This window comes from Mesorhizobium vachelliae, from assembly GCF_033977325.1.
Classification (GTDB): domain Bacteria; phylum Pseudomonadota; class Alphaproteobacteria; order Rhizobiales; family Rhizobiaceae; genus Mesorhizobium; species Mesorhizobium vachelliae.
The window spans coordinates 175,547-191,540 of record NZ_JAVIIR010000014.1; the positions used below are offsets into that span (position 1 = coordinate 175,547).

General features: G+C 59.4%; 12 protein-coding genes. 1 reads left to right on the top strand and 11 read right to left on the bottom strand.

The features are described from left to right. Positions 1-29: 29 nt before the first annotated feature. The 6 genes from iolG to iolE all read right to left on the bottom strand — a co-directional run bounded on the left by iolG (position 30) and on the right by iolE (position 6,155). On the bottom strand, positions 30-1,022 hold the full coding sequence (gene iolG / locus RFM41_RS26250; RefSeq protein ID WP_320252029.1) for an inositol 2-dehydrogenase: 993 nt from the start codon (positions 1,020-1,022) through the stop codon (positions 30-32). Positions 1,023-1,088: 66 nt separating this feature from the next. Beyond that, positions 1,089-1,907 (bottom strand): carbohydrate ABC transporter permease, encoded by an 819-nt coding sequence (locus tag RFM41_RS26255; RefSeq protein ID WP_320252027.1) that lies wholly within the window; start codon positions 1,905-1,907, stop codon positions 1,089-1,091. Next, positions 1,904-2,797: a carbohydrate ABC transporter permease gene (locus RFM41_RS26260; RefSeq protein WP_320252025.1), complete on the bottom strand. Its 894-nt coding sequence runs from the start codon at positions 2,795-2,797 to the stop codon at positions 1,904-1,906. Before RFM41_RS26260 ends, RFM41_RS26255 begins: the two co-directional genes overlap by 4 nt. Positions 2,798-2,808: 11 nt before the next feature. Next, on the bottom strand, positions 2,809-4,122 hold the full coding sequence (locus RFM41_RS26265) for an extracellular solute-binding protein (protein ID WP_320252023.1): 1,314 nt from the start codon (positions 4,120-4,122) through the stop codon (positions 2,809-2,811). Then, a complete protein-coding gene (locus RFM41_RS26270; protein ID WP_320252021.1) occupies positions 4,119-5,216 on the bottom strand; it encodes an ABC transporter ATP-binding protein in 1,098 nt (365 codons plus the stop codon). Before RFM41_RS26270 ends, RFM41_RS26265 begins: the two co-directional genes overlap by 4 nt. 27 nt (positions 5,217-5,243) lie before the next feature. Then, positions 5,244-6,155 carry a myo-inosose-2 dehydratase gene (gene iolE / locus RFM41_RS26275; RefSeq protein ID WP_320252019.1) on the bottom strand — a complete coding sequence of 304 codons (912 nt, stop codon included), beginning with the start codon at positions 6,153-6,155 and terminating at the stop codon, positions 5,244-5,246. A gap of 551 nt (positions 6,156-6,706) precedes the next feature. Between iolE and mocR the strand changes: the two genes are divergently transcribed. Then, positions 6,707-8,179: a rhizopine catabolism transcriptional regulator MocR gene (gene mocR, locus RFM41_RS26280; protein WP_320252017.1), complete on the top strand. Its 1,473-nt coding sequence runs from the start codon at positions 6,707-6,709 to the stop codon at positions 8,177-8,179. Between the two features lie 168 nt (positions 8,180-8,347). On the opposite strand, the gene RFM41_RS34225 is transcribed toward mocR, so the two are convergent. The 5 genes from RFM41_RS34225 to RFM41_RS26300 all read right to left on the bottom strand — a co-directional run bounded on the left by RFM41_RS34225 (position 8,348) and on the right by RFM41_RS26300 (position 15,832). Then, positions 8,348-9,340: an HNH endonuclease gene (locus tag RFM41_RS34225; protein WP_430708738.1), complete on the bottom strand. Its 993-nt coding sequence runs from the start codon at positions 9,338-9,340 to the stop codon at positions 8,348-8,350. Between the two features lie 29 nt (positions 9,341-9,369). Beyond that, on the bottom strand, positions 9,370-11,145 hold the full coding sequence (locus RFM41_RS26285; RefSeq protein ID WP_320252016.1) for a response regulator receiver domain: 1,776 nt from the start codon (positions 11,143-11,145) through the stop codon (positions 9,370-9,372). After that, positions 11,132-14,110: an ATP-binding protein gene (locus RFM41_RS26290; protein ID WP_320252014.1), complete on the bottom strand. Its 2,979-nt coding sequence runs from the start codon at positions 14,108-14,110 to the stop codon at positions 11,132-11,134. The genes RFM41_RS26285 and RFM41_RS26290 overlap by 14 nt, the downstream gene beginning before the upstream one ends. Continuing rightward, on the bottom strand, positions 14,107-15,231 hold the full coding sequence (locus RFM41_RS26295; protein WP_320252012.1) for a DNA cytosine methyltransferase: 1,125 nt from the start codon (positions 15,229-15,231) through the stop codon (positions 14,107-14,109). Before RFM41_RS26295 ends, RFM41_RS26290 begins: the two co-directional genes overlap by 4 nt. A gap of 142 nt (positions 15,232-15,373) precedes the next feature. Next, complete coding sequence (locus tag RFM41_RS26300; protein WP_320319309.1) at positions 15,374-15,832, bottom strand: very short patch repair endonuclease; 459 nt, start codon at positions 15,830-15,832, stop codon at positions 15,374-15,376. Positions 15,833-15,994 lie beyond the last annotated feature (162 nt).

Sequence of the window (15,994 nt, forward strand, 5' to 3'; positions counted from 1 at the left end):
GTACTCCCGCTTGCCTTCAAACCATCCGCTCAGAGTTTTACCGGCTCGAACCGGCCGGACCGGGCCGATGCAAGGGCCGCCTCGCAAAGGATCATCGCCTTGCGGCCGTCGCTGGCGGTGACCGCCGGCTTCCTGCCGGTCTCGACGCAGGTGATGAAGTGATCGATCTCGGCGGCGTAGGATTCCGCATAGCGTTCGACGAAGAAGTAATAGGGCTTGTCGCGCGATATGCCCTTGCCGCCGTACATCTCGACCGAGGTCGGCAGCCGGTTGCCGGCCTGCAGCATGCCGTCGGCGCCATGCACCTCGATGCGCTGATCGTAGCCATACGCAGCCCTGACGCTGTTGTTGATGTGGCATTGCCGGCCGGAGGCCGTGCGCAGGATGAACATCGCGGTGTCGTAGTCGCCGAGCTTCCTGTATTGCGGCGCCACAAGCGAGGAGCCGGTCGCGAACAGCTCCACCGGCTCCTCGCCAAGCATGTTTCGCGCCATGTCGAAGTCGTGGATGGTCATCTCGCGAAAGACGCCCCCGCCTCCGGCCAGCGCTTCCTCGGTTTCGGGTTCCGGGTCGCGGCTGGTGATGATGACCTGCTCGACCGCGCCAATCTCGCCGCCGTCAAGGCGCTCCTTCAGCGCCCGGAAGCTCGGATCGAAGCGGCGGTTGAAGCCGATCTGGAACGGCACGCCGGCTTTCGCGACAGCTGCCAGGCACTCGTCCGTGCGCTTGAGGTCGAGATCGATCGGCTTTTCGCAGAAGATCGCCTTGCCTTTCGCCGCCGCGGCCATGGCGAGCTCGGCATGGGTGCGCGTCGCCGAGGCGATGAACACCATTTTCACCGACGGATCGTTCATCACGGTCCCGGTGTCCGCGATCTTGGCGCCGGTAACGGCGGCGACCTTCTCCGCCGCCTCGCGATTGGGATCGACGATGTAGCGCAGCCGCACCTTTGGATGGCGAGCGAGATTGCCCGCGTGCACGCGGCCGATCAGCCCCACCCCGAACAGACAAACATCCATCATGCGTTCGACTTTCCTATCGGGCCGCGCCATCGCGGCACGGCCGGTTCAATGTTGCCGGCGCGGTGTTCATTTCACCGCGCCCATGGTCAGCCCGCGCACCAGATGCCGCTGCACCAGCAGCGCGAAGAAGACGATCGGCAGCGCGCCGATGACGCCGGCCGCCGCCATCGAGGCCCAGTCGGTATCGATGCGGCCGATCAGCGTCGCGGTGCCGCGCGGCATCGTCATGGCGCGTGGCGTCGCCGTCAGCGCCAGGGCGAAGAGGAACTCGTTGAAGGTGACCAGCACGGCGAAGATGGCGGTGGCCGCGAGCCCGGGTGCCGCCAATGGCAGCGTGATGCGGCGGAAGGCGCCGAAGCGCGAATCCCCGTCGACCATGGCGGCTTCCTCGAGATCGACGGGGATCTCGCGGAAGAAGCTCTCCATCATCCAGACGCAGAAGGTGACGTTGAAGGCGGTGTAGGTGGCGATCAGGCCGAGCCAGCTGTCGAGGAGGCCGAGGCTGAGCATCAGGAGATAGACAGGGATCAGGATGACGACAGGCGGGATGATGCGCAGCGTCAAAAGGAACAGGCCGACCTTGCGCTCCGTGGCGAAAGGCAGGCGGAACCTGGCGATCGCATAGGCGCCCATCGCGCCGACGATGAGCGCGATGGCGACGGAGAAGAAGGTCACCACCAGCGAGTTCGTCAGGTAGGAACCGAACTGCTTTTCGGTGAACAGCCGCAGGTAATTGTCGAGCGTCGGCACATGCGGGTAGAGCGTGCCTTCCTGGGTGATCTCGCGGTTCGATTTGAGCGAGGTCGAGACCAGCCAGTAGATCGGCAGCAGCACGACAGCCAGCACGAAGACGGTGGTGAGGATGCGCGCCAGGCGGTTGCTCATGACGCGTCGATCCTGCGCAGCAGCCTGATGGCGCTGAAGGCCAGCGCGAGCACGACGAGGCCGATCGTCACGAACAGCGCCGCCGCGTATCCGGTCTGCTGGAACTTGAACGCGGTGTCGTAGCCGTAGATCGAGATCAGCCTCGTCGCTTCGCCCGGCCCGCCACGGGTCAGCACGAAAACCTGGTCGAAGGTGCCGAAGGCGTCGATGGTCCTGAGCACGATCGCCACCGCCAGTACCGGCCGCATCATCGGAAAGGTGAGGTCGGCAAAGACGCGCCAGGCGCCGGCGCCATCGACGCGCGCCGCCTCGAACGGCTCGTGCGGCAGCGATTGCAGCCCGGCAAGCAGGATCAGGAACATCAGCGGCGTCCATTCCCAGATGTCGAGCGCGACCAGGCCGATGAAGGCATTGAGCGGATTGCCGAGGATCTGCACCTCGCCGCCGCCCATGGCCTTCGACAGCGCGGTCAGCATGCCGGCATCGCTTGCGTAGATCAGGCGGAAGACTATGGCGACGACGACGGGCGTGACCACCATGGGAATGATCAGCACCGTCCTGAGCAGCCGGATGCCGCGGAATTCATGCAGGCAAAACAGCGCCAGCGCGAAGCCTAGCACCGCCTCGAACGACACCGACAGCGCCACGAACTTCACCGTGACCCAGAGCGCGTTGAGGAACTGCGCGTCGCTCCACAGATGCAGATAGTTCTGCAAGCCGACATCGGCGACCGGCGAGCCGTAGCGATAGGCCCTGGTGCTGGCCCGCAGCCCATCCCACAGCGGATAGACCAGCACGCCAAGCACGATCATCAGGCCCGGCGCCAGCATGAGATAGGGGAGGGCGAGGTCGAGCCCCGCCCCCTGCAGGCGATATTTGCGCGCCTGCATCCCGCTTCGCATCAGTAGTAACCGGCCGTGGTCAGGTAATCCTTGACCTGCTTGGCGGCCGTGTCGAGCGCGGCGCCGCCGCCGGAACCGGCCTGCAGCGCCTTGTTGAGCTCGATGCCGAGCAATTCCTCGACCTTTGCCCAATCCGGCGTGCGCGGCCTCGGCAGCGCGCCCGCGTCGAGCTGCTGGAGCGCAACCGGGATCAGCCGGTTGCCCGGCTTGGCGATGCCGAAAGCGCTGCGCTTGACGGGAATAGAGCCCGCTTCCGAGAGCTTGGCCTGGGTCTCGGCGCTGACATACCACTTCAGGAACTCGATCGAGTTCGCCTTGTTGGGCGCCGATTTCGGCACGCCGGCGATGAAGATGCCCATCTGCGCGATCGCCTTTTCCTGCTTCGGCACGACGCCGAAATCGAGCTTGCCGGCGACCTTGGTCTGCGACGGATCGTCGGCCTTCAGCGCATTGCCCGAATATTGGATGATCGCGCCAGCGTCGCCGCCGAGGATTGCCGCGCCTTCCTGGTCGGAGTCGAACTCGACCACGCCGCTCGCCGTGTTCTGCTTCATCGTGCCGACGAAGAAATCGGCTGAGGCCTTGCCTTCGGCGGAATTGAAGATCGGGTTCCACTTGTCGTCGAAGAACGAGCCGCCGAACGACAGGAAGATCGGATACCAGCTGGTGACGATCGGGTTGCCGGAGACGCCGCGGAAGACGACCGGGTATTTGATCTTGCCGGCGGCCACGCCTTCCTTGCCCTTGGCGATCACCTCGTCCCAGGTCTTCGGCGCGCCGCCGGTGAAGACGTCGTTGCGGTAGGTGAGCGTCTGCAGGTCGCCGACGAAGGGCACGCAGATCAGCGTCGGCTTGGCGTTCTCGAAGCCCTTGACGCGCGGCCCCTGCTGCGGCGGCCAGTAGCCCATGTCGATCATCGAGCCGATCCAGTCCTTGTCGGCCCCGTCGATGCCGCCGGCGCCGAGATCCTCGAGCACGTTGGCGGCGCCGAACTGCGGCACCCATGGGTCGTCGAGCAGATAGAGGTCATACTGGCCGGCGCCGCTCTGGGCGTCGGCGAACCACTTCTCCAGTGTCACGCCGTATTCGTCCTCGAGAAACTGGATGTCGAAGCCCTGCTCTTTCGCCAGCGGGATGATCTTTTCCTTGAACGGCGTCAGCCCACCATCGGCGAAGGCGCCGATGATGACCTTCTTGCCGGCGGCACGAGCCGGCAGCGGCAGGCCGAGCGTGGTGAGGGCGGTGGTCGCCAAAGCCAGGCCAAGCCCGCCCTTGATGACGGAGCGGCGAGTAAGTCTGCTGGAATGCATCATGTCACTCTCCCATTGTTGTTGACCCTGTGGACGGCGGTGAGGCCGGCCGAATTGAAGAAACAGGCGTTCGCCGGGTCGAAGGCGACGCCGATGCTTTCACCCACCACACCCCTGAAATCCCGTCCGGCCCGGACGGATACGTTGCCGCCTTCGAGGCGGACATTGACCAGCGTCTCGTTGCCCATTGGCTCGACGACATAGATTTCGCCGGGCAGGGCATCCGGCGTGTCGGCCGGCGCGACGCTGCAGTCCTCCGGCCGCAAGCCGATTTCGGCGATGGAGGCGGCATGGCAGGCGGCGAGCCGCGCGCTATCCAGCGGGACGACCTTGCCACCCACCACAACGCCATTGCTGCCAAGCTTGGCCGGCAGGATGTTCATCGGCGGATTGCCGACGAAGGTGGCGACGAAGCGATTGGCCGGGCGGTCGTAGATCTCGATCGGTGGCGCCATCTGCTGCAACTCGCCGCCATGCATGACGGCGACCAGGTCGGCCATGGTCAGCGCCTCGACCTGGTCGTGGGTGACGTAGATGGTGGTGGCGCTGAGACGCTGGCAGAGCCGCTTGATCTCGCCGCGCATGGTGAGTCGCAGCCGCGCGTCGAGATTGGACAGCGGCTCGTCCATGAGGAAGGCGGCCGGGTCGCGCACGATGGCGCGGGCCAGCGCCACGCGCTGGCGCTGGCCGCCGGAGAGCTGCCGCGGCCGGCGGTCGAGCAGATGGCCGATCTCGAGGATGGCGGCGACCTCGCCGATCTTGGCCTTGCGCCCGGCGTCCGGCGCGCCGCGGATCCACAGCGGATAGCCGATATTCTCGGCGACCGTCATCTGCGGGTAGAGCGCGTAGCTCTGGAACACCATGGCGATGTCGCGGTCGCGCGGCTGCAGCCGGGTGACGTCGCGCTCGCCGATGAAGACCTTGCCGGCGGTCGGCATGTCGAGCCCCGCCAGGATGCGCAGCGCCGTCGTCTTGCCGCAGCCCGATGGACCGAGCAGGGCGAGGAATTTGTGGTCCGGCACGGCGAGATCGAGCGATCGCAGCACGTTGAGCGCGCCGAAATTCTTGACCACGTTTTGATACAGAACCGAACTCATCGCCCTCCCCGGCGCCCCATTCCGCCTTCAGGCCTTGCGCTCGTGCACGTAGAAGCCCGCGCCCTCGGCCAGCCTTTTCAGATTGCGATACCCCATCGTCGCATAGGTCAAGGGATGCGCCTTGGCCGGGTCCTGCTCGGCCTCGACCACCAGCCAGCCGGAATAACCCTGGCCGGCGAGGATCTTGAGCAGCGTCGGATAGTCGATCGCGCCGTCGCCCGGCACGGTGAAGATGCCTTCCATCACCGCACCCATGAAGCTCGTGTCGGCCTCGCGCGCCTTCTTCAGCATCGCCGGGCGCACATCCTTGCAATGCACATGCACGACGCGGTTCACATGCCGGCGCAGCAATCGCTCCGGGTCGCCGCCGGAAAAGGCGCAGTGCCCGGTGTCGTAGAGCAGGCCGACCGCCTCGCCGGTTGTGTGCATCAGCCTGTCGATCTCCGTGTCGGTCTCGACGATCGTGCCCATGTGATGGTGGAAGGCCATGCCGACCCCGAAATCGGAAAAACGCTCGGCGAGCTTGGTGATCTTCGCGCCATAGGCCTTCCATTCCCCGTCCATCAGCTTCGGCCGCTGCGAGATCGGGTCGTGGATCGCGCCATGCCGGCCGCGCGAGGTGTCGGCATAGACGACGCGCCTGGCGCCAAGGTCGCGCAATAAAGTCAGATGCGGCCGGATCGCCTCGAATTCCTCGTCCACCTCCTTCTCGCAGATGCGCCCGTCATACCAGCCGGAGACCAGCGCCAGCCCGTAATGGTCGAGGATCGGCCGAAGCGCGCGGCTGTCGCGCGGAAACTTGCCGCCAAGCTCGGTGCCGGCATAGCCGGCTTCCGCGGTTTCGCTCAGGCACGTCTCGAGCGGCGTGTCGCCGCCCAGTTCCGGCACGTCGTCATTGGTCCAGGTGATCGGGTTGATGCCAAGTCGAACTGTCGTCATTGCGCGCTTTCCGCCCCGCAGCCGGATGGCTGCGGGGTTCATGGTCTCGGGAGGAGATGGCTGCGATTGCTGGCGGCGGGGCGAGAACCCTGCCGTTTCGTGTGGCGAGACGCCCTCCCGGCACCCCGCCTCACATGTCCCCGTCTTACATGTCCTTGTCGACGTCTTACCCCAACGTCAGTGAGCGAAGTCTACGCCGCTCTGTCTCCCTCGCGAGGGCCAGTTTTGAAGGAAATGAAGGAACCAGTTTGTGTTGAAGGGTGGGTGTGGCAGGATGGCGAGGGACGGAGGTCAGCAAAATGTCGAACGTCGGCGGGACAGCGCCCCCCTCTGCCCTACCGGGCATCTCCCCCACGAGGGGGGAGATCGATGTCACGCCGGCTTTCGCCAATCGCAAGCGCCGCAGGAAAGAGCGAGGCGGCGAAGCTGCCAATCTCCCCCCTCGTGGGGGAGATGTCCGGCAGGACAGAGGGGGGCGCGAAGGAACTCAACTATGCAGGCTAGCGCGCGTCGCACGCGCTAGCCGCACCACCCACGGCGCGAGGTGACCCTTGCGCCCCCACCCCAAACCGCAACCCTTCCCCCTCGACATGCTCGCCGTGAACCGCTCGAGCCCCGAGCAGCTCTCGCGCCAGCTCTATCACGGCCTTGTCGCCATCATCCGCAGCCGCGCGCTGCCGCCGGGCTCGGAGCTTCCCTCCACCCGCGCCCTGGCCGCCGAGCTCGGCCTTGGCCGCAACACCATCGTCGCCGCCTACGACCAGCTTGTCACCGAAGGCTATCTCGCGAACCGCCAGGGCGCGCGCCCGGTGATCGTCGACCTGCCCGATGGTCCGCGCGAGACGCCAGCTGAGGAGCACCCTGAGCCGTTGCGCCAACCCTCGCTGCGCGGCCAGCTTCTGCTCAGCCAGCCCTATCACCACGGCCGGCCCGGGCATGTCGCCTTCCATCCCGGCATGCCGGACGCGGGCAGCTTTCCCTTCGGCGTCTGGGGCCGGCTGGTGGCGCGCCGCGCCAGCCATGGCGGCGAGACGCTGTTCGGCACCTATGACGTCACCGGCCACCCGGCGCTGAAGGAGGCGATCGCCGGCTATCTCTATTCCGCGCGCGGCGTGCGCTGCAGGCCGGAGCAGATCGTCATCACCACCGGCGCGCAGGCCGCCTTCGATCTTCTGGCCCGCCTGCTGCTCGACCCCGACGACACGGTGTGGATGGAGGAGCCCGGCTATTACGGCGCCAAGGCCGCCTTCACCGTGGCCGGCGCAAGGATCCTGCCGATCGCGGTCGACCAGGAGCGCGGCTGGCGGCTCGACCAACCAAGCTTCTCGCCGCGCCTCATCTATGTGACGCCGGCCTGCCAGCATCCGCTCGGCATCACCATGCGCATGGAGGAGCGGCTGCGCCTGCTCGACATCGCCGAGACCGCCAATGCCTGGGTGATCGAGGACGATTTCGACGGCGAATACCGCTTTCAAGGCCGCCCCGTGCCGGCGATCCAGAGCATGGACCGCTCCGGCCGCGTCATCTATGTCGGCACCTTCGCCAAGCTCTTGTTCCCGGCGCTGCGCCTGGGCTTCATGGTGCTGCCGCCGGAGCTCGCCGGCCGCATCGTCAATGCGCTCTCCACCACCGGCCAGTTCGCGCCGCTGCTCTTGCAGGCCGCCTTGGCCGATTTCATCACCGAAGGCCATATGAGCCGGCACCTGAAGCGCATGCGCCGCATCTACGCCCAACGCCGCCAGCTTTTCCGCGACATCGTCACCGAGCGCCTGCGCGACGAAATCACCCTCTCCCCCGCCGAAGCCGGCATCCAGGTGGTGGGCTATCTGAGGGACGGCATCGACGACATCAAGGTCAGCCAGGCGGCGGCGAAGCGGGCGATCAACGTCTCGCCGCTGTCGAAATATTTCCAGAACACGGTACCGACCCAAGGGCTGGTGCTGGGCTACGCGGCGTGTGACGCGGCGCAGATGAGCGACGGGGTGGAGAGGCTGGCGGCGGCGATTGGGGAGGTGCTGGGGTGAGGGTGAGTCCAGCGGGTACCACTCGAGAGAAGGTAGTCTCCCTGCTTACTGCATCGAAGATGCGTCAACGATTTTGGGCAGATTCTGAGCAAGAGCCAGGAAAGTTTATCGTATGCGTCCGACCTATCCAAAGCCCGATTGGGCTAAACGCGCATATCGATATCGCAGTTATGAGATGAAGACCTCGTCCCGATGGTACTCCATGTACCGGCGCTGAGTCCCGCTTAGTCCTGAGCTTCCCCACGGCCGGGGAGCCTCTGCAAATCCAAATTGCTCGTGAACCAGATGTTCAAAACCAAGCCGACGCATGTCGACGTGATCTACACGCTGTGACACTAGCACACCGCCGTCGTTCGAAAAGGTTATGAACCCACGGTCGAAAAGAAGGTCGGCGTCGGGCGTGAGAAGAAGGCCGTTATGTCCGTCAAGCCGCTCGTGTGCAGAACTGCAATTACGCCACGGCTTTATGTGACTCGCAATAAGCAGTGAGGGGTTTGTAATACCTGTAAGGCGACAAGACCTCTCTATCCGCTCAACGTTTGATCGGAAGACGCCTTGCCCTCGACGCGCCATGACCAAACTTTTCCGCATTGTGTCGTCTAGCGTCAAGTCGACTGCGATCCGTCGCTCTACAGCATCATCGAGGAGCTCACTCACCACCTCGAAATTCAGGCTATTTGACCCACCACGCGCAAGGACAATGTCGTCGAAAAAAGCGCTAGCAACGATCACATCGAATGCTGCTCGCGGGATTTCCGCGAGGTATGCCTTTTGATTGCCATTTCCCGTAGTAGGGTGAATTGGCGAATATCGGGTGGGCAGGTGTTGACCCAGAGAGTTCATGAGTGTCTTCGGCCGAACGGCTGGAATGAGCTGGGTCCAATAGACGGGAAGCAACCATCCATCATGATTCCAATAAACTCCAGCGTTGCCGAATTCCTCCGGCTTAGGTGCAGAGAACGCGAACTCAGCAACTCTACCAACGTAGCGGATTTCCTGATTGGCATAGGAAAGCACAAGGTCGCCAGGCGATGCGCGCCGCATGTTGTTGTAGAATTGGCTACGCTTTCCATCCCTCTCTGTTTTAGGTGACCATAAGTAGCGACCTTCGATCTCCTGCCGAGCTGTCTGCTTATGATTTACCCACCAATAATTTGGCATTCTGGCTACATGTCGGCCGCACTACCGATTCAGATTTTCCGTGGAGTGGGTGCTCCTGTGAAGTCAAGTCCAACCCGAGTCATAGAGGCCCCAAGTCTATGGATTAGATTTAGTGCATATTCATACCGTAACTGCCCGACGACCTTGGCATGTTTTTTTTCCGATACCAATCGTGTTTTGCCCATCTTTGTGATGAACACGTCGAACTCAAAATCGCCACGGAATTCGCCGAGCTTGTCGGCATATAGGGTTTGCCAATCAGGTGAAGAGTTTTCCCCTTCCGGCCTGTTGAAGCAGAAGCTGGAAACCGAATTTTCGCATTGAATGAATATATAGCGATTTGATTGAATGTCGACCGGCGTAGACTTTCCTTCCCTCAATGGAACAAGCTTTACCGCAATGAAAGGAAGCCGCCCGCCAAACATCGATCGACGCTCTTTTGACAATTGGGCGGGCACCATATCACACGCAGGCGACAGACATACCCAATAATCGTCTTGAGCCTTAAAAACATGACCAGTGTTCAAATGCCAGCCTTCGGGCTCTTTACTGCATACAAAAGCATTGTGCTCGTGCTCAGCTTTCGATCGAGTAGTTGCATCTGCAAGCTTGACCTTAAAATGATTGAAACAGATTTCTTCGGCGTCCCCGTGTGCCTCCGCTTTGATCAACCTATCCGCGAACCTCTGTACAGGTTGCAGAACAGCGCCCATTAGCCGTTCCGAGTGACGCGATACGGCCTCGGCAATAAGCCAGCGCCGCTCTAAGCCATTAGCCGTCAAAAGGCGCTTGTACCAATGGGCGAGAGCGTGCTGGTTACTAAGTGCATTGGTCTGAGCAAGGACTCCTAACTCGTCCATTTCCGCGCGAATGCGAGCTAGCAACAGTCTGGATGGCTGCGGGTTCCAAGCATACAGGGCGGCTTGAAGTTCGGAGACCAGGTCCTCTCGATCGGCTTTATTGGAGAAGGCTATGAAAAGGGATTCAGACTTTATCCAGTGGACGCCTTCACTGGACCAGTGGAGACGCTCAAACAGAACGGGGCTGAAATCACGTTTGACCTTCTGCTCAATCGACGCAAGCAAACTGTACAAAACTAGGCGTTCTTGAACGCCGTCCCATCCAGCAGCCTGACATTCAGCATGGAAATTAGAGAAAGGAGCTTGACCCTTTCTAACTACTCGAAAATAAGAGTCGGGATGAGCACGTACATAAATATACTGATCTAAGTCGATACTAGCGAGTATCCGAGCCTCGGCACCTTCTTCCGTATCCTCACGACGGGCGATCAATTCGGTTGCTAAAGCGGCATCTTCATTTGTCTGGGACTCGCCCATAGGTGTCAGCAGCCCAATTAGAATTTGGCGAAAGACCTTGTCTATGCTTTCGCTTGTATGCAAAACGACCATATTGAAATGGTTATTTCGAGCCAACGTCCGTATAATCTCAATAGCCCACGTGCCATCTCCTTGCATACTTTTGTCAAGTTGATAATCCAACACAAGTAGGTCAGATTGATGGAGGTGCTTGGCGACTTTTAGATCTTCCCCGGCAGAGACATTATAGCCGTCATGGATATCGATAAGGAGTGATTTGTCTCGCAAGTTTGCAAGGACGCTTTTGATACGTCCCGGATCACGATACCACTCTTTTGATCTGGCCTGCTCTTGCCCTTCTGCACGGGCCATCTCGGTGTCCAGCATCTCATCAATTGTTGGATAGTCGTCATCAACGATTAGAACGGACCTTATCGGATGGACAAATGCCTCATCGATGAAGCTGGTGTAGTGATTACTCGCCGTCAAATTCCGCCCCCCGGAAACTTATAATGAAATTTGCGCCTTTGAGCGGCATTTTGGAAGTGGGGGACTCATACCTAATTCTGTGTCCGCCAGCCGCGAGGTTGGCCCTCGACAGGTAGAGCCCCACGCCCCTGCCACCACGAGTTTTGCGCGTGAAAAACAGACCGAACAAGCTCGCGACATCATCTGCGTCAACACCCGGACCACTGTCCGAAACGACTATCTCGTCATCCACAACACAAAGTACAATTTTTCTGTCAGATTCCTGAGATGTGCTTAGCCAGTAGATGCTGTTATTTATAAGATTTATGAAAACTGGCAGCAACCGAGATTGTTGATCGAAGACACGGAACTTAAGAAACTCGTCAGTAGCACTAAAAACGATATGCTGCTTCGCCATGGGCAGACGAAAAAACTCGCCGACGTAATCGGCGATTTCCCTACCAGTAATCCAGCGCTGAATCTTTTGACCTGCCAGCCGGAGCGGTGAGAGAAATCTGAGTTGGTCCGTCAGTCCTTGATAGCCGAACTCGATGTCTTTGACAGCGCGGCTGCTTCGAACCTCGTCCGGCAACTTCCCAAGTCCATCTCCAATTATGTCGTCATAAGCTTGAAGCTCATGGCCGACAATCTCAACCGCAATGCCGAGTTGCGCCAGCGCGTTCAACCGATCGAGTTCGGCGCGCATGTCACTTACTTCTTCCATACTGAAGACGGCAAGCTGTTCTAGATCGATACTTTCCTTTAAGCTTTCCAAAGCGCCGATATATGGCTGGAAGATATCCGCGTTGTCGGAGTCGACGCGGGATTTCATATGGTCCATGAGTTTAGATGTTTCTGCAAACCCAAGCTCTCCACGATCAAATCGTGCCAAGAGAGGTTCGGCTTCCGAATGGAAATGTTTGTTTCGCAAACCAACTAGATCACGGATTCGCTTGAATTCAGCCTTCTGAAGTTCGTCGATCGTGCGGGCCCAAACTTTGATCCGATGATGAATCTGCGCGGCATTTCGGGCCAACTGACGCTCCAAAAGCTCGCGAGGTTTCCTTGGTGCGACGCGCTCAATTTGAGCGTCCAATTCCTGGGAAATGGTTTCAACCAACACATTGGCTGCGCGGGCTGAATCTCGATAGCTTGTGTACGCCTCTTCAAGAGAGCCGAGCGATTTTGGAGCGCCTGGAAGCCTGAAATCTGCAGCCCGCTCCCTGAAAATTTCCAAATCTTGCTGTGCCTTCGAAATTTGGCTTTCGTCCGCTATGTGAAGGTTCTGAGCATAGTTCTCCAATTCGCGAACGAGTTCGGGAAGCTCTTGTGAGAAACGTCGCAGCTTTCCTCGAAACTCCTGGCGCTGTTTTTGACGCAGCTTATTACGGTCTTCGCTGGCACGCCTGGCCTTGTTTGACTCTGTTATCTGCGGGAGCAATTCCTGGCGAATGTCAGAATCAGACCCGAAATAGCGTCTCGCGGATTGTTCCAGTATTTGGGACACGACGAGTTTCAGTGTTTTCGCGGCTCGATTGTCGAGCAAACCCTCTCGCCCAGCTTTATCTTTGAGATTAGGGTTGGTGGCGCGGCTTATGGATAACCGGCCAAACATTTGGCGATGGTTCCAAAACTCTCTGCCTGCATTCTTGCTTCGGCGCGATTCAATTTCGAAAAAATCGTTGTCCGTACGGCCGTAAGGCAGAACTCTCAATCCATCTCTGAAAATCATAAACCCTGAATATCGCTCCGCCAGCCCTTTAAAGTGTTGAAACTCGGCCTGGGAATGGGTTGTCCTGACAGCTGTGAACTCCATCGTGGCGATATATATATCAAAAGGGCCAACCCTGGTGTCGGGTCTCTGAGGAATGTCGAGATCTTTGGGAGGCTCGATGACGCAAGGCGTATCAAGCCATTTGCCAAAAGCCTTTACGCGCCCGCGAAACGTGCCATCCGGCCCTACGGTGCCAACGATTTGATGTTCCATGCCGTCAAGTTGGCGACGATCAAACTGCTTCTGGTCACCAAGAATGAGTCGAGGGACGGAGCCGTCCCACGCCCTTACGGAATAAGAGAAATCTGGCTTTTTCCGTTGATCGTCTTCGTTGGCTGGATCAACAAACGGATCAACGAAACTCGACAGCGTTTCGAAGAATCGATCACGCGCAGCTCGGGCCGCCGGATCAGCGTCGTCTGTCTCAAGCTCTACGCGTAAATCGTAGTTTATCTGGGCAACAAGAAGGGCAGTTCCGTGGTTCGCTCGACCGCTCCAAACAGGCCATTCGGCGAAATGACGATTGCCAAAGTCGAGATGAGACAGCGTAGATAGGATCGCCTCGGATGGGGGCAACGGTCGATCTCCACTGGCTCTATTGTCGTCCAGATGGGATTGATCATATGTCCTCCAGGCGTCCTGAAGCCGCTTCGCGCGACTGGCGTCGCGCCCCCCTGTTAGATTTTCTGTCAGGGCGGAGATAAGAGTAGGTAACTGCTCGAGAAGTGCGCTCTGTTCCTGGAATTCGACAATCGGCACAAAAATATCGCTAAGATTAAGGAAGGGGTTCTCAAATAAGCGCCAGTCGATGAGAGCGGCGACGTACGGCGCATTGATGCGCTTGGAAACCAAAAGCAAAATCGGTCCCAAGTTGGCACACGAGAGTCGACCAATTCCCTTTTGTCCTTGGCGTGTCCGCTCAGGCAGCCCCAGCCGGTCGGCTATTGGTGTGCTATCCGAGGTGGCTTTCGACTCAGTGCCAACGACCAGCCATCGCCCAACAAGCTCTGACCGGCTCATCCCGTGCCCATCGTCCGAAATTACGGCAACCGGATCCTCGCCATCATAAATATTGAGTTCGACTTTTCTAGCGTATGCGTCGAATGCATTTTTCCAAAGCTCGGAAATCGCCGTTGGGCAGTCCGCAATCTGTTCGCGGCCCAGATGGTCGACGGTTCTAGCTTTGGTCTGAAATGATACGCCGTCAATCATGCCATTTCTTGAGTTCTTAACGCGGCGGTCTTTGTATGGGTACTTTGCTGGTGAGTTGCGTGCGACCGTTGTAAAACAGGCTTGAGATATTCGATAAGAAACCTGCCGAGAGCGACTGGGACAGCATTTCCGACTTGCTCGCCCGCAGCCATCAATCCTCCCGAAAAAATATAATTGTCAGGAAAGGTTTGAATTCTCGCCGCTTGGCGAACGGTGATGCCGTGGTTCAATGTTGGGTGAACGAAGCGGCCCTTAGACGGGTTTATGCAAGCGGTCGTCATTGTCGGGCCGGGTTCACTAGGATTGATCCGTCCATAGACATCATTATGACCGTCGTGCCCGTCATGACAGGATAGGATGCGGCCAGAATCATGACGGCTTCCTCCATTCGGAGGTGTTCGTCTGAAAGTTTCGACAAGTTCCGAGCCATGGTTCATGTGGACGTCATTCTCGTCCCCGGCCGGAGCTGCCTTGAAAGCATTGCTGCAATCAGCCCAGGCTGCGAGCATGGGATTCTTTTCCCGCGCTGTCGGACTTCCGTGGGTAGGCGCCGGCGGCCATGGCAGATCGCCTGGCAGCACACCATTTCGGAGGCCAAGGATGAAGACACGCTTTCTTCTTTGCGGAACACCGAAATCACGTGCATCTATCGTGATAGGTGCGCAGACGTGATAGCCTGCAAAAAGGCCTTCCTCATAAAACCTGTCCAGAGCCGCAGCGTGGCGAGGCCAAAGCATACCTGGCACGTTCTCCATGAGAAAAATGGTCGGCCTAAACACCCTCACGAAATTGAAGTATACGTGTATGAGGTCATTACGTTTGTCCGCGACACCAGCGTCTTTGATTCGGTGCGTGGAAAATCCCTGACATGGCGGGCCTCCGAGTAAGAGATCGCAGATCTCCCCTCTCCTGAAGATCTGCTTGTGCTCTTCCTCCGGCGACATAGTTGAAATGTCGCCTTCACGCACGACAGGAGAGTTCTCGACACCGCAAAGATTGTTGCGATAGGTGGATGCCGCGTGGCGGTTATTTTCAATTGCCAGCCTTATTGTAAGGCCTGCTTGCCGCGCGGCTAAAGAAAACCCCCCAGCGCCAGCAAACAGATCGACGCAATTAAGCATTTAGCTCGGACCGGCCAAGTAGTGGCTTTGCCGCCGCCATATTAAACATCACGCAACCCCCCATCCGCGGTAACGCATTCTAGCGCCACCGTCGGGGAGTGTCGAGATGCTTGGTCGACTGTTTACCTGATAGGTCGGGCAGTCAACGACTCCCTTTTAGCAGAAGGAGAAGCTTCTTTGATAGTGCCTCTTCATTCGTTGCCTCGCATTCCCAAATGACCGTAACCGCCCAACCGAGAGCGGAAAGTTCGCGCTCCACGATGCGGTCTCTCTCGATATTTCGCACAAATTTCTGTTTCCACTTTTCCGTGTTGGTGACAGGCTGGCTAGCACGCTTACATCCGGGGTGCCGATGCCAGAAGCAGCCATGGACGAATATGGCGGTCTTGTATCGAGGAAGGAGGACGTCGGGGGTGCCCGGCAAGTCGCGACGGTGAACGCGAAACCGGAATCCTAGTCGATGAAGCACACGCCGCACCCGCATCTCCGGCGCGGTATCCTGCCCTCGAATTCGTCCCATCAAGTCTCGGCGAGCGGCTGCTGTTAGGTGATCCATCTGAAATCCTATAGAGGTCCCGATCCTCTCGCTCAGTCGGGGCATGTCCTCGAGTGGCCATTGCTTGCCACACCCCCACCGCCCCAAATAGCCAGGGGTAGTGTGCTGAGAGTTCTGCAAATTCGCCGAGAGAGGGCGGTCATGGCAGGCTGGTGATTGTTCACGTCACCGATTCCCGCGAAGGAACGCCACCATGACCAAGACTGA

Bases quoted from the DNA above. Each gene is read 5' to 3' on its own strand.
- iolG (WP_320252029.1), bottom strand. From the start codon at position 1,022: ATGATGGATGTTTGTCTGTTCGGGGTGGGGCTGATCGGCCGCGTGCAC.
- RFM41_RS26255 (WP_320252027.1), bottom strand. From the start codon at position 1,907: ATGAGCAACCGCCTGGCGCGCATCCTCACCACCGTCTTCGTGCTGGCT.
- RFM41_RS26260 (WP_320252025.1), bottom strand. From the start codon at position 2,797: ATGCAGGCGCGCAAATATCGCCTGCAGGGGGCGGGGCTCGACCTCGCC.
- RFM41_RS26265 (WP_320252023.1), bottom strand. From the start codon at position 4,122: ATGATGCATTCCAGCAGACTTACTCGCCGCTCCGTCATCAAGGGCGGG.
- RFM41_RS26270 (WP_320252021.1), bottom strand. From the start codon at position 5,216: ATGAGTTCGGTTCTGTATCAAAACGTGGTCAAGAATTTCGGCGCGCTC.
- iolE (WP_320252019.1), bottom strand. From the start codon at position 6,155: ATGACGACAGTTCGACTTGGCATCAACCCGATCACCTGGACCAATGAC.
- RFM41_RS34225 (WP_430708738.1), bottom strand. From the start codon at position 9,340: ATGCCAAATTATTGGTGGGTAAATCATAAGCAGACAGCTCGGCAGGAG.
- RFM41_RS26290 (WP_320252014.1), bottom strand. From the start codon at position 14,110: ATGATTGACGGCGTATCATTTCAGACCAAAGCTAGAACCGTCGACCAT.
- RFM41_RS26295 (WP_320252012.1), bottom strand. From the start codon at position 15,231: ATGCTTAATTGCGTCGATCTGTTTGCTGGCGCTGGGGGGTTTTCTTTA.
- RFM41_RS26300 (WP_320319309.1), bottom strand. From the start codon at position 15,832: ATGCCCCGACTGAGCGAGAGGATCGGGACCTCTATAGGATTTCAGATG.